This window comes from Paenibacillus amylolyticus, from assembly GCF_050990605.1.
GTDB classification, from domain to species: Bacteria; Bacillota; Bacilli; order Paenibacillales; family Paenibacillaceae; genus Paenibacillus; species Paenibacillus amylolyticus_H.
Genome location: NZ_CP158832.1, coordinates 2490193 through 2511604, shown reverse-complemented (window position 1 = coordinate 2511604; position 21412 = coordinate 2490193). Strand labels below are relative to the sequence as shown.

The following is a 21412-nucleotide window of genomic DNA, read 5'->3' as shown; positions in this document are numbered from 1 at the left end:
TTCAGTATATCACACCGTGTTAGCACCTGTAGTAACAATGACCGGTTGTGTCTCCATCTGGACATTACCTGCCACTGCTCGGGAGATCATACAGGAAGATTCAGCCTTATGCGCCAGGTGCTCAGCCTTGGTCAAATCCACTTCAGAGGCATCTGCACTGAGCACAATCCTAGGTCTATGTACGATCCGTTCGTACGTAAATACGTTATTTGTCACATCTACCGTTGCTTCCGATTCAAGCGTTAATTCATCCGGCGTAATATCCGATCGCTCCAGCATCGCTGCCAGCGTGATCAGGTAACAGGTGGAGGCTGCACCCAGCAGCATCTCGTCCGGGTTAGTTCCCGTACCGGGTCCGCCCATCTCCTGCGGAATCGATATGACCGTTTTTAATCCACCTGCATCGATTGTTCCCTCACTGTTACGCCCACCATTCCATACCGCTTTCAGATGAAAAGGATGTTTCAAGACATTCATTCCTTTCTTGTTTACACACGTATACACGTAATATTCTGCTCAATCAATGTACTTACGTGTTCTTCATCTACAGCCTGATCTGTAATCACTTTGTCCACACTGCTCATCTCAGCAACTCTGGTAAACGCCTGTATGTTAAATTTGCTGGAATCTGCAAGTAGAATGACCTCATCCGCAATATGGATCATTTTCTGTTTCACCAAGGCCTGTAATTCATTGGATTCACTGATGCCTTTGGTCAGATGTACCCCTTTGCAAGACAGAAACACTTTATCCACATGGTAAGCATCCAGCGAACGTTCTGCCAGCGGTCCTACAAATGAAAGTGACTTCGAAGCCAATTGCCCACCCGTGGCAATCACACGAATCTGCTCCTTGTTACTCAGCTCTGCGGCGACCTTAATCGAGTTGGTTAATACCGTCAGAGGAATGTTCGGCAATCCTGCCGCCATATACCATGCCGTTGTACTTGCATCCAGGGCGATCCGATCGCCGGACTCTACCATTTTCACCGCTTCGCTTGCAATTCTGCGTTTCTCTTCTGCATGGGCTACAGCGCGTTCAGGATATGGAATCTCCGACTGTAACTCATCCTTGTATTTAACACTGACCGCCCCGCCATGAGACCGTCTGAGCCTGCCCGCCTGTTCGAGCTTGTCCAGATCACGACGAATCGTCTCTTCTGTCACCCCGCAGCGCTCACTAAGTTCGGTCACACGCATGCTGCCCTGCGAATCCACCCATTCCACTATTTTCTCATACCGTTCAGCTACGAGCATATTCCTTCACTCCAAACCGTTGATTATCCAGTTAATCCTGTTCATCCATCATACCACAGAGCGATGACAAGGAGAATTTGGACCATGTGCAAAAAGAGGGAGCTTTCGCCCCCTCCATTCCAGTCTTGAAGTGTATCTTATTTATCTTCTGCCATAGGGAACCAGCCCGGTGTGTGGATGATTGCATTCCACAATCCGTCAGGGATAACCAGACGTTCCTGATCGGATTTCGTCAGAATCGTTTCAATGTCTTCTTCACGTCCGCTCTCGATTTTCTCGACCCAATCCGGCTCGATAATCAGTTCACGTCCAATAGCCAGCAAAGGTACTCCCGTTTGGAGCGCTTCAGCAGCCTGATCAGCCGTATGAATCGAACCTACACCGATCACAGGCAATTTGCCGTTTACACGATCCAGGATGAATTCCATTCTTGAGCGTGTATCTGCTTCGCCGCGTCTTGGTTTGGACCAGAATTCGTTCAGGGAAACGTGCAGGTAATCCAGGTTTTTATCTTTAAGCGCATCCACCAGTGCATACGTATCTTCCATTGTGAGTCCCGGTGTTTCCGGTTCTTCCGGAGAGAAACGGTAACCAATGATGAACGGCAGTTTGGTATGTTCGGCAACCACTTTCTGAATCTCATCCACTACAGCAAGCGGGAAAGCAAGACGTTTCTCTACACTTCCGCCCCAACGGTCTTCACGTCGGTTGGAATGGGGGGAGAAGAATTGCTGGATCAGATAACCATTAGCACCATGAATCTCAACACCATCAAATCCGGCTTCGATTGCACGACGTGTCGCTTCACCAAAGTCTTTGATAATGGAAGTAATCTCGGCATCCGTCAACTCTCTTGGTTCAGGCGAACCTGGACGCTCACTTGCAACCGCACTAGGAGCAACCACTTGACCTGCAGGTACAGCTTGTTCAGGCGTCAGACGGCCCGCATGGAAAATTTGCAATACGGCAACGGAGCCCTGTTGTTTCATCGTGTCAGCCAATCGTTTCAGACCAGGAATGAAGCGATCATCATAGACACCAAATTGAGCGGGGAAACCAATGCCATGCTCGGTTACATGCCCTACAGCCGTAATCGACATGCCAGCCCCACCGGTGCGTCGTGCATAATAGGCGAGTTCAGCGTCGGATATCGTACCATCAGCATTCGAGGACATATGAGTCATGGGAGCGAGCACGATACGGTTTTTCAGTGTAATACCAGTCGGCAGTGAAACTTGTTCAAACATCTGGTTAAACTTTGGATTCATTCGTGGTTCCCTCCTGATATTAAATATCTCTTTTAATAGATATATGAATATATGCGTTCACTTACTGTAATGATTATAGTTACGTTTCTTTGCAATTGCAACTCTTCATTTTCAGAAAGGAAAAAAAAGAGCAGAGTGTCTCCAGACTCTCAGCCCCTTCATCTTCTTCATTCTATCCAAAGTCCTTCACTCTATCCAAAGGATATTCAGAAACTCCGAACGTAAGCCAGCTTCTGATCCATCTCTTCCACGCACTCGTAACAGTCGTGTTCATCGTTCGCGACCATGGGGGTGACAGGATACAGATTCATCTCTGTACTGTTATATGATTTCAATAGCGGTAACAACTGGGTCACCCGTGTATTAGCCGGATCAAGCCAGGTGTTGATCTCTTCTTCGGAGAGAATGGCTGGCATTTTGCTACCAAACTCACGTGTAACCATGTTTGCACCTGTCATTAGCATCGTGCAGGTCCGAAGCGGCTCTTTCCGTGTATCTCTCCACACCTCGTATAACCCGGCAATACCGAACAGACCCCGATCCGGCATGACAACACGAACGGCATAACTTTTTTTGCCCTCTTGCCGCCAGTAATATAATCCATTGCAGGGAATGACGCAGCGCTTGGTCTCTACCAGTTTGTAATAAGAAGGATTCTCATGCACCGTCATCAGATTTGCGTTAACAGCATCACGACCCCAGAATGGAATGAACCCCCACCGGAACTCATCCAATACACGCTCTCCATCCTGATGTAAAATAATCGGCGTATGCTGGGTTGGGCTGATATTGTATCGGTTTTTGTAATAATACATCACTCGCTGAATCTTGAAATGATCTCTGACCTCGTCCAAATCGGCTGCCAATGAAAAACGGTTGCACATCCTCAAGCACTACCTTTCCCTGTGTAAGTTGGATGTATTGTTTGTAACTTTAGGGAAATTATGCATGCACATCGAACAGAAAATGACTTATTTTGACACCAATAGGGTCGGATCAAGATATATTTCACGTTTTTCACGACAAAAACAACGACCTCGGACTCATTTCAACTCAATTATTACTTGTTACTATAATAGAGAATAAAATACATTTATTGGAGGTTTTAAGTATGAAAAGGAAGTTTTTGATGAGCATCATGTTGTTCTCAGCGATTGCGATGTTCGGCAGTACCATCTATGCGGCAACCTTTCTAACCTACGGTTACCCCAGCACCACCATCCCCATTCGTACGTATAATTACGCCTCCGCATGGCAGACTCCCATGGACGCTTCCCTTACCAACTGGAACAATGCAGGTGCCAAAGTTAAATTCACCAAAACAAGTAATTCCCCAAACACCATCACCGCAGGAAACTTCAATAATACAGCATATGGTGTCAACTACGCCTCCGTATCTGGCAGTCAAGTCGTAAGCTTCCGCATCGAGCTCAATGCATCCACGATCACCCCTGACGCAACCAATTTATCCAACTTCATTCAAAGCGTATTTGTGCACGAACTCGGACACTCCATATGGCTCGGTGACAACCCGACAACAAGCAGTCCTTCCATTATGTCTTACTCCCGCAACCGCAATTCCATGACCAAACCCCAAACTTTTGATATCAATAATGTAAGATCCAAGTACTAATCCGCTACGAACTTATCCCAAAAATCCAAGGAGGATTCCTGTCCATGAACAAAAATCGAGTATTAACGCTGCTTCTCTCTTCCATTTTCATTTTATCTGCTGTTGGATGCTCTTCTGTTACACCTACTGCGTCCCCTTCCGATGCACCCTTGACCATTATTGCTTCTGAAGATTACCCGAGTTATGCCAGCATTGGCGACTTGTCCGAGAGAGCAAATACAATTGTGAAAGGCAGTGTTGTTGAGACTCGTGTGGAAGCTTTAAACGATATCGTACAAGTTACCGATGCTGCCAATGAAAACGAGTTAACCCCCGCGTCCGATCCGGGCGGAGAGCCATCTTCTTTTGACAAAATCTATACGATTCACACGATTCAGGTCGCTGAATCCTATAAGGGCGGTTACGCTGCCGGGGAAAAACTTGAAGTGAAGCAACTTGGCGGACAATTGGGCAACACCGAGATTATTAATGATGACAACCTCAAGCTGATTCCTACCAAAGACTATGTACTCTTCCTGGAAACGTATGAAGACACCCCTGCCAGCCTGCTCAACTCGGTTCAGAGTCTCTACGTAATCAAACCTGCCACCAAGTCGAACCAGCCAGGTCAGCAACAATCCCAGTCAGAAGTCATTGTAAGCGCAAACCCCGAGAATGACCTCACACTGCAAATGGAGGATCTGCAAGAAATTCAGAACGAACACAAGAGCGAATAAACTCTTATACGGCGATCACACTGCTAGTTCATCCCCACACAGACTCACAGACTGCAAATCCCCTTCTACTGTTCAGTCATACATAAGAGATGAAAACCGTGCTGCTCAGCAACTGGGCGCACGTTTTTTTTTGGTGTTTCATGTGAATTCAATCCTCCGTTGTTATTACGTCTCCCTTATCTGCACTGCCTGAGCTATAGAGCAGCCTGAATTGCTGCGGGGTCATTCCGATGTAAGTTCGAAACATACGAATAAAATAACTGCTGTGTGTGAAGCCACATTGGGAAGCAATCTGCTTCACAGTCAGATCTGAATCTGCCAGACTTTTCTTCGCCGTCAGCATACGGCATTCCAGCAGATAACGGCCTGGGGGAACCCCCATGATGCTTTTGAACATGCGATTAAAATAATACACACTGTATCCCGCTGTATTTGCCATGTCGGCAAGACTGAGCGGCTGCGTACAATGACGACGGATGTAATCGGCCGTTGAACGAATTGTATCCTGATGAGTCAGTAGAGACGTGCCCGCCAGCGACTCCGAATTCCTCGTAAGTTCTGCCAGTAACTCGTACAGTACAGCAGACAATCTGGGTTCATGTACACTCTCATAGGTTCTTCCAAGCTGGCATAATTGTTCATGCAACGCCTCTAAGCGTTCGAATCCCGAAAATGAAAACAGCCACACCTTGTCCGGACTGCGGAGGTCCAGCAATCGCTCCAAATCGTAGGCTTGCAAATGAATCCATCTGACATCCCAAGGGTCGGAGGGATCAGCATAGTAATGCTGGACCTGGCCTGGTGCATATAAAAAACCTTGTCCAGCCATTAATCGGACGTTTCCCTGTTCTGTTCGGACATATCCCTGTCCACTGAAAATTAGATGTAAATTGTACTCCCGTATCCCGTCTGGACGATGCTCCCCATGCTCGGGGTCGACATATCTTCCATAGGCCACTGGATAACAGGTATACCCGGCAAATCCCGGCTCAGGCATAAACCAATGTGCTCGCATATGTTCAACTCCTGTATATGAATAGGATATGGAGATGCTGAATAGCAAGATCATGATACCCTGTCGCAACATGTTGTTATATTCCCTTGTTATTATCCAGTATACAATGAAATAGACTTGTACAGGATCCACAAGATCATGATGCTGATATTAAAGGAGAATAACCGATATGAATACAAACCGTCCCGTGCAAATGGGCGTCGATTATTATCCAGAACATTGGGATGCTTCCCTGTGGGAACAGGATGCTCGTTTCATGGCTGACAGTGGAGTGCGCATTGTGCGTGTGGGTGAGTTCGCCTGGAGCAGAATGGAGCCCTCTGATGGACAATTTGAATGGGCATGGCTTGATCAAGCGATCGATACCTTACATCGTCATGGACTGCAGATTGTGATCGGTACGCCTACCATGACACCCCCACGCTGGCTCACGGAAAAATGTCCTGATGTCCTGCCTGTGCTTCCACATGGTCAACCGTATCGTGAAGGCATTCGGGGGCATCGTTGTTATAACAGTCCCAGTATGCGAACGTACAGTGCAAGAATTGTACAGAAACTGACCGAGCGTTATGCCGAACATCCGGCAATCATCGGATGGCAGACCGACAACGAATTCAGCTTCACGGATTGTCAGTGTGATGCTTGTGCGGATGCTTTTCGCGAATGGGTTCGTACTCGTTACGACACCCTGGAGCAGATAAACCAAGCCTGGGGGACTGTGGTCTGGAGTGGTGAATATAGCGATTGGGAACAAGTCACGCCGCCGTATGGAGGTTCCTCGTTCCAGAATCCTTCATTCCTGCTGGACTACTCCCGTTTTCAGTCGGATTCCATTGTGGATTTTCAACATATTCAGGTCGAGATTATTCGCCGCAATTGTCCAGAACATGTTGTCACCCATAATTTTCACAGTTATCCGCAAAAGGCAGATCAGTATAAAATCGGTCAGGAGCTGGACTTGGCTTCATTTGATTATTATCCGAACCCTTCACCGAACAAAACAGATACCGCGCCTTACAGCGGTGCACTCTCTTTGGATCTGACACGCGGTATTAAACGCCGCAACTTCTGGATCATGGAGCAACTGAGCGGCCCTCCCGGATGCTGGTTCCCGATGTGGCGTACACCGCAGCCCGGCTTCCTGCGCGCTTACGCTTGGCAGACCATTGCTCGCGGGGCTGATGCGGTTGTGCATTTCCGCTGGCGGAGTGCAACTATGGGCGCTGAACAGTTCTGGCATGGACTGATTGATCACAGCAACGTTCCAGGACGACGTTTCATGGAGTTTCAACAGTTATGTACCGAAGTGAACAGACTCAGTGAGCGACTGCAGGGTTCAACATTGCATAATGAAGTTGCGATTCTGCATTCACATGACCAATTGAACGCTCTTCGAATTCAGCCGCAAGCCGAAGGACTGGAATACTACGAAAATATAAAGGTCTGGCATCGTGCCTTAACCAAATTGGGTATCAGTACAGATGTTATACACACTTCGGAGCCACTGGATGGCTATAAAGTCATCATTGCTCCGCACCTGTACCTGATGGATGAGACTACAGCTGAACATCTGCAAGCTTTTGCAGCGGCCGGAGGCACCTTGGTCTTAACCCATCGCACGGGTGTCAAGAACGACAACAATGTCTGTGTCATGGCTCCGCTCCCAGGTCTGTTGTCTGCCTGTAGTGGGGTACGGGTTACCGAGTATGATCCTGTTGGCGGTGATATCGTTCAGATTCGTGATGAGCAAGGACATCTCTATACCGCTTCCCAATGGGTGGATGTATTGGAACTGGACACGGCCAAGCCCGTCGCTGTGTATGCGGATCAATTTTATGCCGAAAGCGCAGCTGTTACTAAAAATGACTGGGGCAAAGGTGAGGTGTATTATGTGGCAACCCAGCCGGAAGAAGCATATGTGAGCCAGTTATTGCAAAACATCGCAGAAGGCTGCGGCCTTTCCGGAATTCAGTCTTTGCCAGATGGTGTACAGGTAACCACACGCTCGGGTGCGAATGGAACGTTCCGTTTTATTCTGAATCTGAGCCCAGAACCTGTCTCCATCGAGCTCCATGCTTCATATACCAGTGCACTGGAAGGAAAACCTAGAGGCCCTCAGCTGAAAATGGACGGTTATGCGGTTGAGATCTTGAAAATCCAATAGACGAGAAGTATCACAATCAAGACACATGGTTTCAAAAAAAGGAAAAAGGCCCGCTGTGCATTTAAAATGCATTCGGGCCTTTAACTATGCGCGGAAACTGCCGTTCCTTATTTAGACGATGTATTAAGTCCAATAATCCATTCGGCCAGATTCTGTGTCTGTTTTAACAAGGCGATAGGGTCACGGAACCAGGATTGTTCTTCCGTCCATATGTACACATTTCCATTTTTGATAGCAGGCAATGAACCCCAGATCGGATCTGCCTGAAGGTCTTTCAACTGAGAGTTGCTGGTCAGCACAATGTATTCTCCAGCGTATTTGGAGAGCAGTTCTATAGAGAATTCATGATAGGCGCCTTGCATCAACTCGGCTGGAATGTTCTTCGGTGCTTGCAAACCAAGCAATTCGTAGATGTTACGTCCTCCCCGGCCTGACTGATTGCCAAAAATGAAGACTTGACGATCATATTCTTGCATAACGGAGAATGTAGCGTCAGCTGGAACAACGCTCTGCACCTCCTGCTTGATTTTGGCAATCTCCTCATCGAAATCAGCCAGCCACTTCTCTGCTTCCGCTTCTTTGCCAAGGACTTTACCGAAATAGTTTACTTCATCCTTCAGTGACGGGAAAGTGATGGATGCAACCGAAACGGTTGGAGCAATCTTGCTGTATTTCTCATAAGCCGCCTTGTCCGGATTCAATGTAATAATGAGATCGGGTTCCAGCTCCATCAATTGTTCAACGGAATCACCTATTGTTTCAAGACCATCCAAGTGGCCTTCCAGATAAGGGCTGTTCATTAGAAATTGTCCTCCACCAATCGGTTTGACACCAATAGCAAGCACCGTTCCCAGATAATCAATGGCAGCAACTCGCTCCGGATGTGCAGGAATCTCTACCTCACCAAAGGTCGTATTTACCATTTGGGTTTCCACTACTGCCGGTTGTTCAGGTTCAGCCGAAACTTCGGATGTTTCTGCCCCCTGCTGAGTTGTTCCACAAGCACTCAATGTGAGTACAAGCGCAAGCGACATGATCGCTGATTTAAAATGGTTAAACATATTGATTTCCTCATCTCCTCTATATTGATAATGATTATCATAATCAATTAAAGGATAACGTTCATTCCCTCCTGTTACAATGGATTCATTTGTTGCATTTAATGCACTTTTTGAAACTAATTTCGAATTCGCCTGCTGCTTCGTCCTATATTGTCCCGGTGTAATGCCGGTCTCTTTTTTGAATATACGATTAAAATAGAACGGGTCCATATAACCCACATACGCAGCAATCTCTTGTAATGAAGCTTCCGTGGAAGCAAGCAAACTCCTTGCCTCACCCATTCGTAACCGAATCACATATTCTGTCGGAGTACAGCCCGTCTGTTCCTTAAATTTGCGTGATACATATTGCGGACTGTAACTCAAGGACTGGGCAAGCGAATCAAGTGAGATCGATTCGCGGAAATGAGCTTTGATATATCGTAAAACCTGATCGGTAAGCGAAGGCTGCTGAACTTCGTCAAACATGCGACTCCGCTGTAACAATATAATCTGTACCAGTTGATAGAAGTACACTTTAACCTGAATTTTGCCCACTTGCTCCTGCCCTGACCAGCATTCATGTATATTCCGCACCAGCTCACGGAGCTCAAGTGTATGATCCGGCACTGTCGCCCAGGACTCTTCAAACGGATTACGCTGGTTAAGCATCATTCGGTACTCCACAAGCACGTTGGAGGGCAAGGTTGATTTGTACAAAATCAGATGTACCTCCATAGCCCCTGTCGCTTCAAGTGTCAGACGTCTTCCTTTTCCCCCATGGAGCAGCAAGAACTGGTTTGTAGTCCATACCTCTTCATCCAGCCAGACCTGTCCCCTGCCTTGAACATACACAAATGCACTGGTTGGTAACACATAATTGCGTATGAACTCGTGTGTTGCGAGTGATATAAGACGCACATCAAGCACGCGAACCTGTACCTGATCCCACAGCTTGATGTCATTCTGAATTCCCATATAAACTCCCTCTCCTAAGCGCTCAAACATGCACAATACCCTGGCATTGTGACTAAAAATCCACCTATAATTGATAATGATTATCAATTATAACAATGATGGAACCATCTTTGAAGCCTACCTTCGTTTTTGTTAGATGCCGCAGAATAAAAAACGGTCGAAATCCCTCATAGAGAGATCTCAACCGTTCTAAAATTATGGCCTTACTATGTTTTGATAAAGTCAGCTGCCCTTCTCTACTCGATAAATGACAGTAAATACCCGTATCTTTCTTCCTCCATCTTGTCTAACGGAATAAACCGGATCGATGCACTGTTAATACAGTAACGTTTGCCGCCGCGATCTTCGGGACCATCATCGAACACATGACCGAGGTGGATGTCACCTGCCCGGCTTCGTACCTCCGTGCGATCCATACCAAAGCTCGTATCCGTTGTATAGGTAACAACCTCAGGTACAATCGGTTTTGTAAAACTCGGCCACCCGCAACCGGAATCATACTTATCCCGGCTGGTGAATAACGGCTCTCCCGTTGCAATATCCACATACAGACCTGGCTCCTCATTATCCCAATATTCGTTACTGAACGCATGCTCCGTATCATTGTTTACCGCAACCGCATACTGTTCGTCTGTTAATCGTTCCTTTAATTGTTCATCTGTTGGACGTGGATATTGAGCGGGATCAATTCCAATCTCCAGGTCATCCAAGACAGTCATATCAATGTGACAATATCCGTTCGGATTTTTTTCCAAATAATCCTGATGGTACTCCTCCGCCAAATAATAATTCTGCAGAGGCATTACTTCCGTTACGATGGGTTGGTCATATTTTTCTTGCTCTGCCTCTACAGCTTGCTCAATGATTTTGGCATCTTCAGGCAACGTATAATATATTCCTGTCCGATACTGAATGCCACGATCATTGCCCTGCTCATTCAAGCTGGTAGGATCAATAACTCGAAAATAAGATTCAAGCAATTTCTTCAAAGATACTTGCTGCGGATCATATTTTACATGAACGGTCTCCGCAAATCCCTGGTCCCCGCGAATAACCTCCTCATAGGTTGGATTCTCTCCTTCACCGTTGGCATAACCGGAAGTCACATCCTGGACCCCCGGAATACGAGCCATATATGCCTCCACACCCCAGAAACAGCCTCCTGCCAAGTACAGGTTACTCAGGTTTTCCTCGGAGACACTCGATGCCTTGACAGGTTGAGTGGATATCGAAGATGAAGCTGAATGGCTCTCAACCCTGTTTCCACAAGCAGACACAACTATCGCTATAACAAGGAGGCACAAGCCGAGCAGCGTCCTTTTCATGACACTTCCTCCCTTCTCACAAAATCTCTTGTAATGATTCCATGATCTGTTCATTGGATGCATGCCCTGGCTGCGATTTCGCTAAAATACCATCAGAGCCAATATAAAAAGAACTAGGATACGCTCTTACACCAAATTCCTTGGCCCATACACCTTTCTCATCCAAAAGAACAGTTATGTTATCATATGGCTGTTGGTCAAACCATTCGGTAAACGCTTGGGAGGATTTCTCTCCTTTGTAGTCTGGCGTCACAATCGTAATGACTTGAAAATCATTGTTTTGACCAGCCAGATTGTTCAGGTCTTCCAAACCCGCAAGACAGATGGAACACCAGGAAGCCCAGTATTTCACATACACTTTCTTGCCTTGAACATCAGAAAGTCCAACCGTGTTTCCTTTCAGATCAAGCAATGAAAATTCAGGAGCCGTCTCTCCCTTGTTCATCATGGTTGACGAACTCATATCGGATGTTGATGCTGGGGCTGATGATGACCCCGTTTGTTTTGATTCAGTTTGCTGTGATCCACATCCGTTCAAGATCAACAGGACTCCAGCAAATACGATTACAGATACCACCCATCTCCGTGCAATCTTCATACCGAATTCCTCCAATGATTATTGAAACCAGGTCACCAAGCTGTTTAGTCGGTCTGTCATTAACAATAGTCCCATGACAATAAGAATACAGCCGGAAGTTATTTTGATAACACCCATGTACCTGTATAAACGACGTAGCCGCTTCATAACATATTCCGAAAAAATGGACAGAATCAGGAAAGGAATCGCTAACCCAAGGGTATACAGGAACATGAGAAACCCACCATACAGTGGAGAGCCTTCACCTGCGGCGATACCAAGAATGGCCGCCAGCACGGGCCCAATACAAGGCGTCCAGCCAAAACTAAACGTCAGACCCAGCAGGAACGCTCCGACATACCCTCCCCGTCTGGCATGATCGCTTGACAACTTTCTCTCCCGTTCCAGCCAGGATAGTCGAATCAACCCGGTTTGATAAATCCCGAAAAGCACCACGATGGCTCCGCAGATGGCAATAAACACAGGACTTGAGATCATATTCCCAACGATGCCGGAACCAAAACCGAGTAATACAAATACCAGGGACAGCCCAAGAACAAATAAAAATGTCCGCAAAACAAGTGTAGACCGCAACTGAACCGAATTGTTGTCGGACTGCTGCTGATTCGTACCGTTGACCATGCTTCCGGACAGATAAGACACGTATACCGGGATCAGCGGCAGAATACATGGCGCAAAAAACGATAACAATCCTGCACCAAAAACGCCGAAAAGGGGTACTAAATCACTGGTCAAGTCATTCACCACCTGAATAAATACTACGTTTGATTAACCAAGGTTAACGACTGACGTAGATCGGAAGCGTGAACCAGAAGCAGCTTCCTTCTCCTTTTGTACTCTGAACCCCGATCTTGCCACCATGGAGTTCCACAATCGATTGAGCGATGGCAAGGCCTAGCCCGGCCCCCCCATTGCTCTTGCTACGTGATTTGTCAATTCGATAAAAACGTTCAAATATACGCGAAGTTTCCTCCGCTTCAATGCCTTCCCCTTCATCCGTAACTGAAATTTGTATAAACTGCCCCTTTTCTGCGGCAGCCAGAATGATTTTCCCTTCAACAGGAGAGTATTGAATGGCATTTTGCAGCAAATTGGAAAGGACCCGCTTCATTTGTGCAGGCATCATGACCGCGGCTGGTAATTTATCGGGCAAATCGATTTCAACGTTCAGCGTTTTCTCAGCGAGGTGAAACGAAAAACTCTCCAACGTACTGAGCAGCAACTCATCGACGTGACAAGGCTGAGGGTCAAATACCTCCCCTTGCGCTTCCAGGCTGGATAATTCGAACAAATCTTGAATAAGCCCTCCCAAACGCTTCGTTTCAAGTCGTATCGTGTTCAGGTAACGTTGAAAGGTTTCTTTATCCTGAATGACATCATCCTCCAACGCTTCGACGAATGACTGAATGGATGCCAAGGGAGTCCGTAAATCATGGGAAACATTGGCGATCAACTCTCGTCTCGCGGTTTCTGAGTGATGCAGATGATCAAAGCTTTCCTTCAGCTTGGAACTCATTTCATTAAATTGCTGTGCCAGGAGCTTAAATTCCTGCGTACCGATGAGAGGGACTTCCGTATGGAAATCCCCTTCGGCAATTCGTATTGTCTGCTGTGTAATTCGCGCAATTGATTTCTCTAATGGCTTAGTCAGCAGATATTGAAGAATAAACGATAGTAAGCCTACCCCTGCCGTTATAGCCGATAACCAATACAATTGTTCGATCGTAAGCAGCATTTTGGAATAACTGATGAACAAACAAATTAATAATACGCCAATGCCTGTGAGACTGGACAATACCAAGTACGTGCGAAGTTTCATGAACTGCCACCCGCAAACTTGTAGCCTATACCCCAAACTGTTTTAATATATTTTGGATCAGAAGGATTCTGTTCGATCTTCTCTCGTAATCTCCGAACATGTACAGTCACCGTTGTTGTATCTCCCTCATAGCTAAAATCCCAAATCTTGCTTAACATCTGGTTACGGGAGAATACCTGGCCCGGGTGACTTGCCAACAAATACAACATCTCAAACTCCGTAGCTGTCAATTCAATGGCCTGCCCGCTGATGTGTACTTCCCGCTTGGTAAAATCAATGGTAAGCCCTTCATAATTGATCGTATATTCAGATGTTGTAACAGGTGATGCCTGCGCAATTCGCATTCTCCGCAGGATTGCCTTCACACGCAAAACAAGTTCTCTCGGACTAAAAGGTTTGGTCAGATAATCATCCGCCCCCATCGTCAGTCCCATCAGACGATCCTGTTCCTCACCCCGGGCCGTCAGCATTACAATGGGCACATCCTCAGTTTGCCGAATCTCGTTGCAAACTTCCCAACCATTCTTATGTGGCATCATCAGGTCGAGCACAATCAAGCTTGGCGTTTGGCTGTGCCACAGCTCAATAGCCTCCAGACCATCCTTGGCCGTCACGACGAGATAACCTTCCCGTTCCAGATACCTGCGACAAACGTCGGTAATATTTGTATCATCATCAGCAACCAGTACACATTCATTCAAACGAACCCACCCCATATTCCAGAAAATACATTTGAGCCAATCATATCATATGGTGATGGCGATGCTTAGCCCTTAAATTACTTCATTCCCATGGCTGGCATCATGTACTGTTTAATTACAGATTCAGCCGCATAAGAATTCCCTTCAAGGATGACAGGCATCGATTTCAAGTTAACTTGCATACCGTCTACCATGATTTTTTTCGATCCAATCCACAATTTAATCGTTTTTCCCGCAGGCATCATCGTGTCATCTTCCATCATTTTGTCATCTTTCATCTTCATGCTATCTTCCATCATGTTGTCGTCTTTCATCTTCATGCTATCTTCCATCATGTTGTCGTCTTTCATCATCTTGTCGTCCATTTTGCCCATATACATCAAAGTTACAGATCTGTCCTTGCTGTCCCACATAATGCTGTAATCATACATTTTGGCTGCCTGTCTCAATTGAACAAGCTCCATGCCATCCTTTTTAATCGTTTTCATATCTGCAGCACTTGCCAATCCAGAAAAGGCCATAGACATCATCAATACCGCTGCTACCATCGCTTTTTTGCTCTTATTTGTTTTCATCATTCTTATCACTCTCCATTCGTTTATTTCTTACATGGATTACAATAAGCAAGATTGCTTACGATTCTCTAAGCGAAGTATTACGAAACCATTACGATATATAAATGAGGTCAGGTCTCAATAAAAAAACGGTTGAAATCTCTCTTACGAGAGACTCCAACCGTGTCTTCTAGGTCAAACGAATAAAATCAATCATGGATCGAACCTCGATCGGTCCCGGATTTGATATCACATCATTAGACTGCAATCCCTCTCTGGAAGTGAACTGCACCTTCACCGGAATGCCAGGAATCAAGTCGAAGAAGTTATCCGAGAAGACACCCTCCACATCCGAAGATAGCCATACCTGTTTAGCAAGCACGTCACTTTCCAGTACCAGATGAACGCCGTTCTCATCCGCTCCCCCGCTTACATTGATGTTTGCAGGCTGCAGAGCAAGGTCTTTGGACGGTACAAAATAGTGTTCCTGTACGATATTCGCCGCACCTTCCTGTTTCAGATCCAGGCGCAGCAGCGTGTTAGCTGTATCATGACCTTCAAGCCACTCCGCGTTACGTAATGACAGCACTCGTTCACCTGTATTAGGTGCCAGGGTCACGTCATGTGTTTCATCACGATGCACCGTTCCATCGAACCCGAGCAAACGAATCTGTAACTGCCCTTTCACAGGTTGTAATTGATCCGAGATGATATATATATCTGTTGTATCTTCTTTGGTTCCATCTACCGATACCAACACATCGCTGAAGCTGCGTTTCGCATAATATTGCAATGCTTTCCAGCGACCAAGGTAGTCCATACCTGCCCATGAAGCTACCGGCCAGCAATCATTCATTTGCCAGTAAAGTGTGCCCATGCAGAATGGTTTGCGGCGACGGTGCGCTTCAATGGCTGTCTTCATCGCTTCCGCCTGAAGCACCTGGCTCATATACAGGAACGATGGGAAGTCCTTCGATTCATGCATGTACATATCCATGTACTGTTTGATCAGACGATTGCCTGCCCCATTCTTTTGATGAGCCAGCATGACTTCCGATTCCAGAGCAAGATCCTCTTCTTCCGCGTAAGTGCGTACTGACTTGTACTCCGGGAAAGACTGGAATCCGTATTCACTCATGAAACGACCCACATGCACGTTATAGTTCTCGAATGGTTCTACATTGTGCCACACGCCCCAGTAGTGGATATCCCCTTCAGCTGTGGATGGGTGCGCATGCTGCGTCTCATCCCCTGTCAGTGATACCAGTGGTGAGGAAGGCCAGTAATCCACACCTGGAGCATACGCTTCAACGACTTCTGGCAGCAGATCATGGAAGATGGCTTCGTAATCGGCCCAGATGCTTTCACGCTGCTCGGCAGTAAATTCCTTTTTCCAACCCCAGCCACCATTCTCAACATAGTGAGCCCAAGCCGAATCAATCTCGTTGTTCCCACACCAGAGTGCAATACTTGGATGGTTGCGCAGACGTTTCACATTATCAATCGCCTCATGTCTCACACTGTTCAGGAATGCTTCATCTCCTGGATACATGCTGCATGCAAACATGAAGTCTTGCCATACCATGATGCCGTATTCATCACACAGTTCGTAGAACACATCCTGCTCATAGATTCCGCCACCCCACACGCGCAGCATATTCATATTGGACTCGGCTGCGGATACGATCTCATGACGATAACGTTCATGAGTAATTTCAGTGATGAAGCTATCATTCGGAATGTGATTGGCCCCTTTGGCAAAGACCGCAACCCCGTTTAATTCAAAATAAAAAGATGCTCCTGCTTCATCTTTGTCACGTACCAGCCGAATGGAACGAAGCCCGGTCTTCACTGTAGATTCAGCCACAGCCCGTTCACCTTGAAGCATTTCGGTAAGGAAGGTGTACATATGCGGATCACCAAGCCCACGGCTCCACCACAGTTTCGGTTCATCCATGGAGATTGGAATCTCCACAGACTGAGTTCCGGGTTGTAGCGATACGGATCTTTCCCATCTCTGTCCATCTGCGCCAATACGAATAATCGTATCTACCGCTTGGGATGTCTCGACTTCCACAACAGCCGTTAATGAAGCTGAGGTAGCGCTAACTTCATTTTGCTGGATATACACATCATTGATTCGTACCTGTGTCCAACCTTCAAGACGTGCTTCACGCCAGATCCCACTGGTTACAAAACGCGGACCCCAGTCCCAACCATAGTGATACGGGGCTTTACGTGCAAAAATACTTACTCTCTTGTCGCCAAGTCCCCCAACATCAGACTGATCATTTGATGCAGGCAATGCATATCCGAGCTTCTCCAGCTTAGGCAGGTCTTCCTGAATCGGAGACCGAAAACGTATTCGAAGGATGTTGCCGTTCCCCTTTAACACACCCTTCACATCCGCCTTCCATACCCGGAACATGTTATCTGCCGATAACACATGCATATCATTCACGTACACATCCGCATATGTATCCAAACCATCAAACACCAGTTCCAGATGTTCCTGCGAGAATAACCCTTCGGCCACGTCAAATTCCGTCTGATATTCCCAATCTATCTTATCAATCCATTGTACTTCCTTCTCGTTCGTTCCATAAAAAGGATCTGGAATCTTGCCCAGTTTCAGCAAATCTGTATGCACACAGCCTGGTACCTGAGCCGGCATCCACTCTTGATCTTCGCAAGCCTTGAACGTCCAATTCTGAAAAACCTGTGATTGTATTGTGCTCATGACAGCCTCCATTGTTGTTAGAATTGTTAATCAATATTTTGTTAGGTTTTGTTATTATAAAAACAAATAACTTACAAAACAAAATTAACACGATATGCTTCTTATAGTCAATCTGTTTTGTGATTTATATACTGGCGTTATATTCATCACGAATAATTAATTCCGAATAGATCAGCTTGCGTTCATAAGGTTCATCCAGGTGTTTGATCCGCCACAATAGCTGATCTACTGCTCTTGTTCCCAGATTCTCTTTGTTAATATGTACCGAAGCAAGAATGGGTTCATCCGTCTGGGTATTGTCAAATCCGGTTACAGCACAGCGTTCAGGCACCTGAATGCCTCGACTTTGGAGTGCCTGAATGACAATGACAGCTGTATGATCATTCGCACACACGATAACTTCAGGGATATCCTCCAGCTCCATTTCAGCAATGGATCTCCGGATCTGATCATACTCTGGTCCCAGTAAGCCTTCTTGCTGTTCTCCCTGCAACTGCTTCTCTTCCAACACCGTACGATATCCAAGCCAGCGCTCTCGAAAGCTTGCCGCATCGGGCAGTTGCCCGGCAAACTGGAACCTTCTGTACCCTTTTCCAACGAGCATGAGAACCAGTTCTTTCATACATTTCATATTGTCCGTAAAAACCGAGTCTGCGTATATGGCAGGGTCTTCATGATCCACCATCACAAGCGGAATACGCAGCCTGTAAATCTCCAGCAATACCGATGTCGAGATGGTGCCCACGGTAATGACTCCACTGATTGCTTCGGGATTAAGAACCGAGAACATCCGATCCGAAGAAGGTTCAGTTAACGTTAAAATATCCATTCCCTTCTCATTCAACCTCTCCGATATGCCGTCAAACACAGGCCCCCAGTACAAGGAGGACCGATTCTGTGAACGAATGTTGGGAAACAAAATCAATATCGTGCCTTGGCGCTCCGCTTCTGGCTTCATCTCTGCAGATATCTGTATCTCGCCCGGATAACGCTTCGGTTCGGTTCTGAAATATCCAAGCTGCCCCGCCGTTCTGACAATCATCTCGCGTGTATGCTCACTCACACCAGGCTTGCCCGTCAGCGCACGGGAGACTGCAAACTTGGACACTCCCGCAGCATCCGCAATTTGCTGCATTGTTACTCTTTTGGCCATCCTACTCACCCGTTTTTCCTGATTTTTCATTCAGTGTAGCATAACAAATAAAAAACAACAAAACAAGGTTATGTTGTTTTGTTTTCGTTAGGTTGTTGATTGCCTCTTACACAAGATGTACGTCATAACCAAAAAAGGCCCTTTCCCCACCTTCCATAGAAGATGACGAAAGAACCCTTTTCCCTAATTATACGCCTGGTGCTCCCTGATCGCTGAGTTCCGACTGTAAAACCGGGCGTTTTCTGCGCAAGAAGACAGGCTGTGGAAGTTTGATCTCTGTGATCAGAACACCGACCAACATCAAAGCTGCTCCTGCATATCCTTGCAACGTTAGCGATTCCCCTTGAAAGGTAAATGCAAATGCTGCTGCAAACAGTGGTTCGAGTGAAAAAATCAGACTTGTTCTTGTAGGAGAGGCATGACGCTGCGCGAGTGTCTGCAGAATATACCCCAAGCCGCTACACAAAACACCTAAGCCGAGAATCGCTGCCAAAGATTCAGCCGTATCGGGCATACGTGGCGTTTCCAGCATAAATGTAGCTGCAATTCCCCACATCGCTGCAACACCTAATTGAACTGTCCCCAATGTTAATGGATCATGCTTCGGTGTGAACTTGCCAGCAATCATTATATAGATGGCATACACAAGTGCTGCTAGTATGCAGAGAATATCCCCCGTGTGCAGACTAAGCTGATGCTGAAGCGTCAGCAAGCCAAGCCCGCTAACTGCAACCAGGATACTGAGCGTCAATCGTTTGTCCGGCATACGACGATGCTGGATGGTCGTCAGGATCGGTACAAAAATAACGGCCAAACTTATCAGGAATCCCGCTTGGGATGTCGTTGTTCGTTGCACACCATAGGTGATGAATACAAATGCAGCAAATAAAGCTGTCCCCATAATAGCTCCTGCCACAAGTGTTCTGCGATCCATTTTAAACAACCGCCGATGAAAAAGAAGTCCTGCCGCAATAAAGGCAATTCCAAAACGAAATGCGACCAGATTCAATTCTTGCATGGACTCCAGGCCCGATTTCATAAACAGGTAGGATGATCCCCATATAACCGTTGCGAGCAGCATCTGTATGTCCGCTCTTCTTGTTGCCTGACCTTGATTAACCTGTACACCATTCATCTTGCTTCAACCTTCATTCTATGTATTCTGAGCTGTGTGATCGTGCGTCAAACTAACTCGCCTTGGCAAGTATAAACGATCTCTTTGCATTATAAAAATGAATATTTATAATGTATTATATGAAATAAACTCATACATTAAATGAGGGAAGGAACGGAACCGTTCATGTCACTGATCAAATACGAAATATTGAATACCGTTGTGGAATATGGCAGTCTCACCAAAGCAGCAGAAGCATTAAACATCACCCAATCCGCCGTCAGCCATGCCATCGCCAGTCTGGAGACAGAATGTGGTTTTTCACTGCTCCATCGCGGCCGCTCCGGTGTACGGGTTACCGCTGAAGGCGAACGTATTCTGGGATACACCCGTGAGATTCTGCGTTGGACGGAACTGATGAACCAGGAAATCTCCCTCATTCGCGGCGCGGAGATTGGTACTGTGCGTATTGGCACCTTCGCCAGTGTCTCCACACAATGGTTGCCGGGCATCCTGAAACAGTTTCGTCTGCGTCATCCAGGAATTGAGATCAAGCTGTGGGAGGGCGATTATGCTGAGATTGAGGGCTGGCTGGCTGGAGGTGCCATCGATCTCGGATTTCTGTCCCTCGGCGATTCATCACCTTTTGAGACGATCCCATTGCAAAAAGACAGGATGATGTGCATCCTGCCTCTGGACCATCCTCTTGCCTCAGAGGAATCTGTTTCGTTTGATATTCTGCTGGAGCAACCCTTTATTCTGCCCAAATGGGGGGGAGATAACGAGATAGAACGACTGATCCGTCAGCATGCAGCCAAGCTTAATGTCGTCTATGAAGTTGCAGAAGATCAAGCCATCATGGCGATGGTCCGTAATGGTCTGGGTATCAGCTTGTTGCCGGAAATGGTTCTTCAAAATCATACGGATTCGCTCGCGCTTGTACCACTCACTGGAGATCCTTATCGCACAATCGGCATGGCCTGCCCGTCTTTGGTTAATCTATCGCCAGCTACGCGGCGTTTCATTGAAGAGGTCCAACAGTGGCTCGGCCGGGCGATGTAACTTTGGAGAACTCCCGGCCCGTGTCTTAATAATTGAGAGAATCACTAAGTTTGTCGCTATAAACACTTGCTCCTATCCGTCACTAACAAATTGGATAACACCGAGGGTTAGCAGCAGTACAAAGATAATCACCATCGTGATGCCAAAACCACTCAGGAAGCGCTTGCCAGGTGACCGTTTGTTCTGCTGGCTGCCTCCCAGGTTATCCAACTTTTTCTCAATTTGATCCAATCTTTCATTTACCTGTTTCAGATCTTGATTGGAGTTCATTCATCC

At 46.6% G+C, this 21412-nt stretch carries 20 protein-coding genes; 4 read left to right on the top strand and 16 right to left on the bottom strand.

Translation table 11 applies throughout. The features are described 5' to 3' along the window. Positions 1-9: 9 nt before the first annotated feature. The 4 genes from ABTV53_RS11650 to ABTV53_RS11635 all read right to left on the bottom strand — a co-directional run bounded on the left by ABTV53_RS11650 (position 10) and on the right by ABTV53_RS11635 (position 3408). On the bottom strand, positions 10-468 hold the full coding sequence (locus ABTV53_RS11650; RefSeq protein ID WP_433753067.1) for an OsmC family protein: 459 nt from the start codon (positions 466-468) through the stop codon (positions 10-12). A 20-nt stretch (positions 469-488) separates the two neighbouring features. Further along, positions 489-1256, bottom strand: coding sequence for a DeoR/GlpR family DNA-binding transcription regulator (locus ABTV53_RS11645; RefSeq protein ID WP_433753066.1), 768 nt, complete (start codon positions 1254-1256; stop codon positions 489-491). 137 nt (positions 1257-1393) lie between these two features. Continuing rightward, positions 1394-2524: an NADH-dependent flavin oxidoreductase gene (locus tag ABTV53_RS11640; RefSeq protein ID WP_433753064.1), complete on the bottom strand. Its 1131-nt coding sequence runs from the start codon at positions 2522-2524 to the stop codon at positions 1394-1396. 206 nt (positions 2525-2730) lie between these two features. After that, positions 2731-3408, bottom strand: coding sequence for an SOS response-associated peptidase (locus tag ABTV53_RS11635; RefSeq protein WP_091016984.1), 678 nt, complete (start codon positions 3406-3408; stop codon positions 2731-2733). A 227-nt stretch (positions 3409-3635) separates the two neighbouring features. Here ABTV53_RS11635 and ABTV53_RS11630 point away from each other — a divergent pair, with 227 nt between their 5' ends. After that, positions 3636-4157, top strand: a complete 522-nt coding sequence (locus tag ABTV53_RS11630) for a hypothetical protein (RefSeq protein ID WP_215075283.1) — start codon at positions 3636-3638, stop codon at positions 4155-4157. A 44-nt stretch (positions 4158-4201) separates the two neighbouring features. Continuing rightward, entirely contained in the window at positions 4202-4873 is a 672-nt protein-coding gene (locus ABTV53_RS11625; RefSeq protein ID WP_433753062.1) for a hypothetical protein, read from the top strand. 148 nt (positions 4874-5021) lie between these two features. On the opposite strand, the gene ABTV53_RS11620 is transcribed toward ABTV53_RS11625, so the two are convergent. After that, entirely contained in the window at positions 5022-5888 is an 867-nt protein-coding gene (locus ABTV53_RS11620; protein ID WP_433753060.1) for an AraC family transcriptional regulator, read from the bottom strand. Between the two features lie 169 nt (positions 5889-6057). On the opposite strand from ABTV53_RS11620, the gene ABTV53_RS11615 reads away from it, so the two are divergent. Continuing rightward, positions 6058-8052, top strand: a complete 1995-nt coding sequence (locus tag ABTV53_RS11615) for a beta-galactosidase (RefSeq protein WP_433753058.1) — start codon at positions 6058-6060, stop codon at positions 8050-8052. Positions 8053-8159: 107 nt separating this feature from the next. On the opposite strand, the gene ABTV53_RS11610 is transcribed toward ABTV53_RS11615, so the two are convergent. From ABTV53_RS11610 to ABTV53_RS11565, 10 genes are all read right to left on the bottom strand, one after another. Beyond that, positions 8160-10070: an AraC family transcriptional regulator gene (locus tag ABTV53_RS11610; RefSeq protein ID WP_433753056.1), complete on the bottom strand. Its 1911-nt coding sequence runs from the start codon at positions 10068-10070 to the stop codon at positions 8160-8162. A 236-nt stretch (positions 10071-10306) separates the two neighbouring features. Then, positions 10307-11395 carry a peptide-methionine (R)-S-oxide reductase MsrB gene (gene msrB, locus ABTV53_RS11605; RefSeq protein ID WP_433753055.1) on the bottom strand — a complete coding sequence of 363 codons (1089 nt, stop codon included), beginning with the start codon at positions 11393-11395 and terminating at the stop codon, positions 10307-10309. A 16-nt stretch (positions 11396-11411) separates the two neighbouring features. Beyond that, a complete protein-coding gene (locus ABTV53_RS11600; RefSeq protein ID WP_433753053.1) occupies positions 11412-11993 on the bottom strand; it encodes a redoxin family protein in 582 nt (193 codons plus the stop codon). Positions 11994-12011: 18 nt separating this feature from the next. Continuing rightward, a complete protein-coding gene (locus tag ABTV53_RS11595; RefSeq protein WP_433754161.1) occupies positions 12012-12737 on the bottom strand; it encodes a cytochrome c biogenesis CcdA family protein in 726 nt (241 codons plus the stop codon). Positions 12738-12771: 34 nt separating this feature from the next. Beyond that, a complete protein-coding gene (locus ABTV53_RS11590; RefSeq protein WP_433753051.1) occupies positions 12772-13812 on the bottom strand; it encodes a sensor histidine kinase in 1041 nt (346 codons plus the stop codon). Continuing rightward, on the bottom strand, positions 13809-14513 hold the full coding sequence (locus ABTV53_RS11585; protein WP_433753050.1) for a response regulator transcription factor: 705 nt from the start codon (positions 14511-14513) through the stop codon (positions 13809-13811). Before ABTV53_RS11585 ends, ABTV53_RS11590 begins: the two co-directional genes overlap by 4 nt. Before the next feature lie 77 nt (positions 14514-14590). Continuing rightward, the gene (locus ABTV53_RS11580) at positions 14591-15091 is read right to left on the bottom strand and encodes a hypothetical protein (protein ID WP_433753049.1); all 501 of its coding nucleotides are present in this window, start codon (positions 15089-15091) and stop codon (positions 14591-14593) included. Between the two features lie 166 nt (positions 15092-15257). Continuing rightward, complete coding sequence (locus ABTV53_RS11575; RefSeq protein ID WP_433753047.1) at positions 15258-17807, bottom strand: beta-mannosidase; 2550 nt, start codon at positions 17805-17807, stop codon at positions 15258-15260. Between the two features lie 124 nt (positions 17808-17931). Continuing rightward, on the bottom strand, positions 17932-18960 hold the full coding sequence (locus tag ABTV53_RS11570) for a LacI family DNA-binding transcriptional regulator (RefSeq protein WP_433753045.1): 1029 nt from the start codon (positions 18958-18960) through the stop codon (positions 17932-17934). 187 nt (positions 18961-19147) lie between these two features. Beyond that, positions 19148-20095, bottom strand: a complete 948-nt coding sequence (locus ABTV53_RS11565; protein ID WP_433753043.1) for a DMT family transporter — start codon at positions 20093-20095, stop codon at positions 19148-19150. 165 nt (positions 20096-20260) lie between these two features. On the opposite strand from ABTV53_RS11565, the gene ABTV53_RS11560 reads away from it, so the two are divergent. Continuing rightward, positions 20261-21136 carry a LysR family transcriptional regulator gene (locus tag ABTV53_RS11560; protein WP_421888829.1) on the top strand — a complete coding sequence of 292 codons (876 nt, stop codon included), beginning with the start codon at positions 20261-20263 and terminating at the stop codon, positions 21134-21136. 72 nt (positions 21137-21208) lie between these two features. Here the strand turns inward: ABTV53_RS11560 and ABTV53_RS11555 are convergent, their stop codons facing one another. Then, the gene (locus tag ABTV53_RS11555; protein ID WP_433753041.1) at positions 21209-21406 is read right to left on the bottom strand and encodes a hypothetical protein; all 198 of its coding nucleotides are present in this window, start codon (positions 21404-21406) and stop codon (positions 21209-21211) included. Positions 21407-21412: the final 6 nt, after the last annotated feature.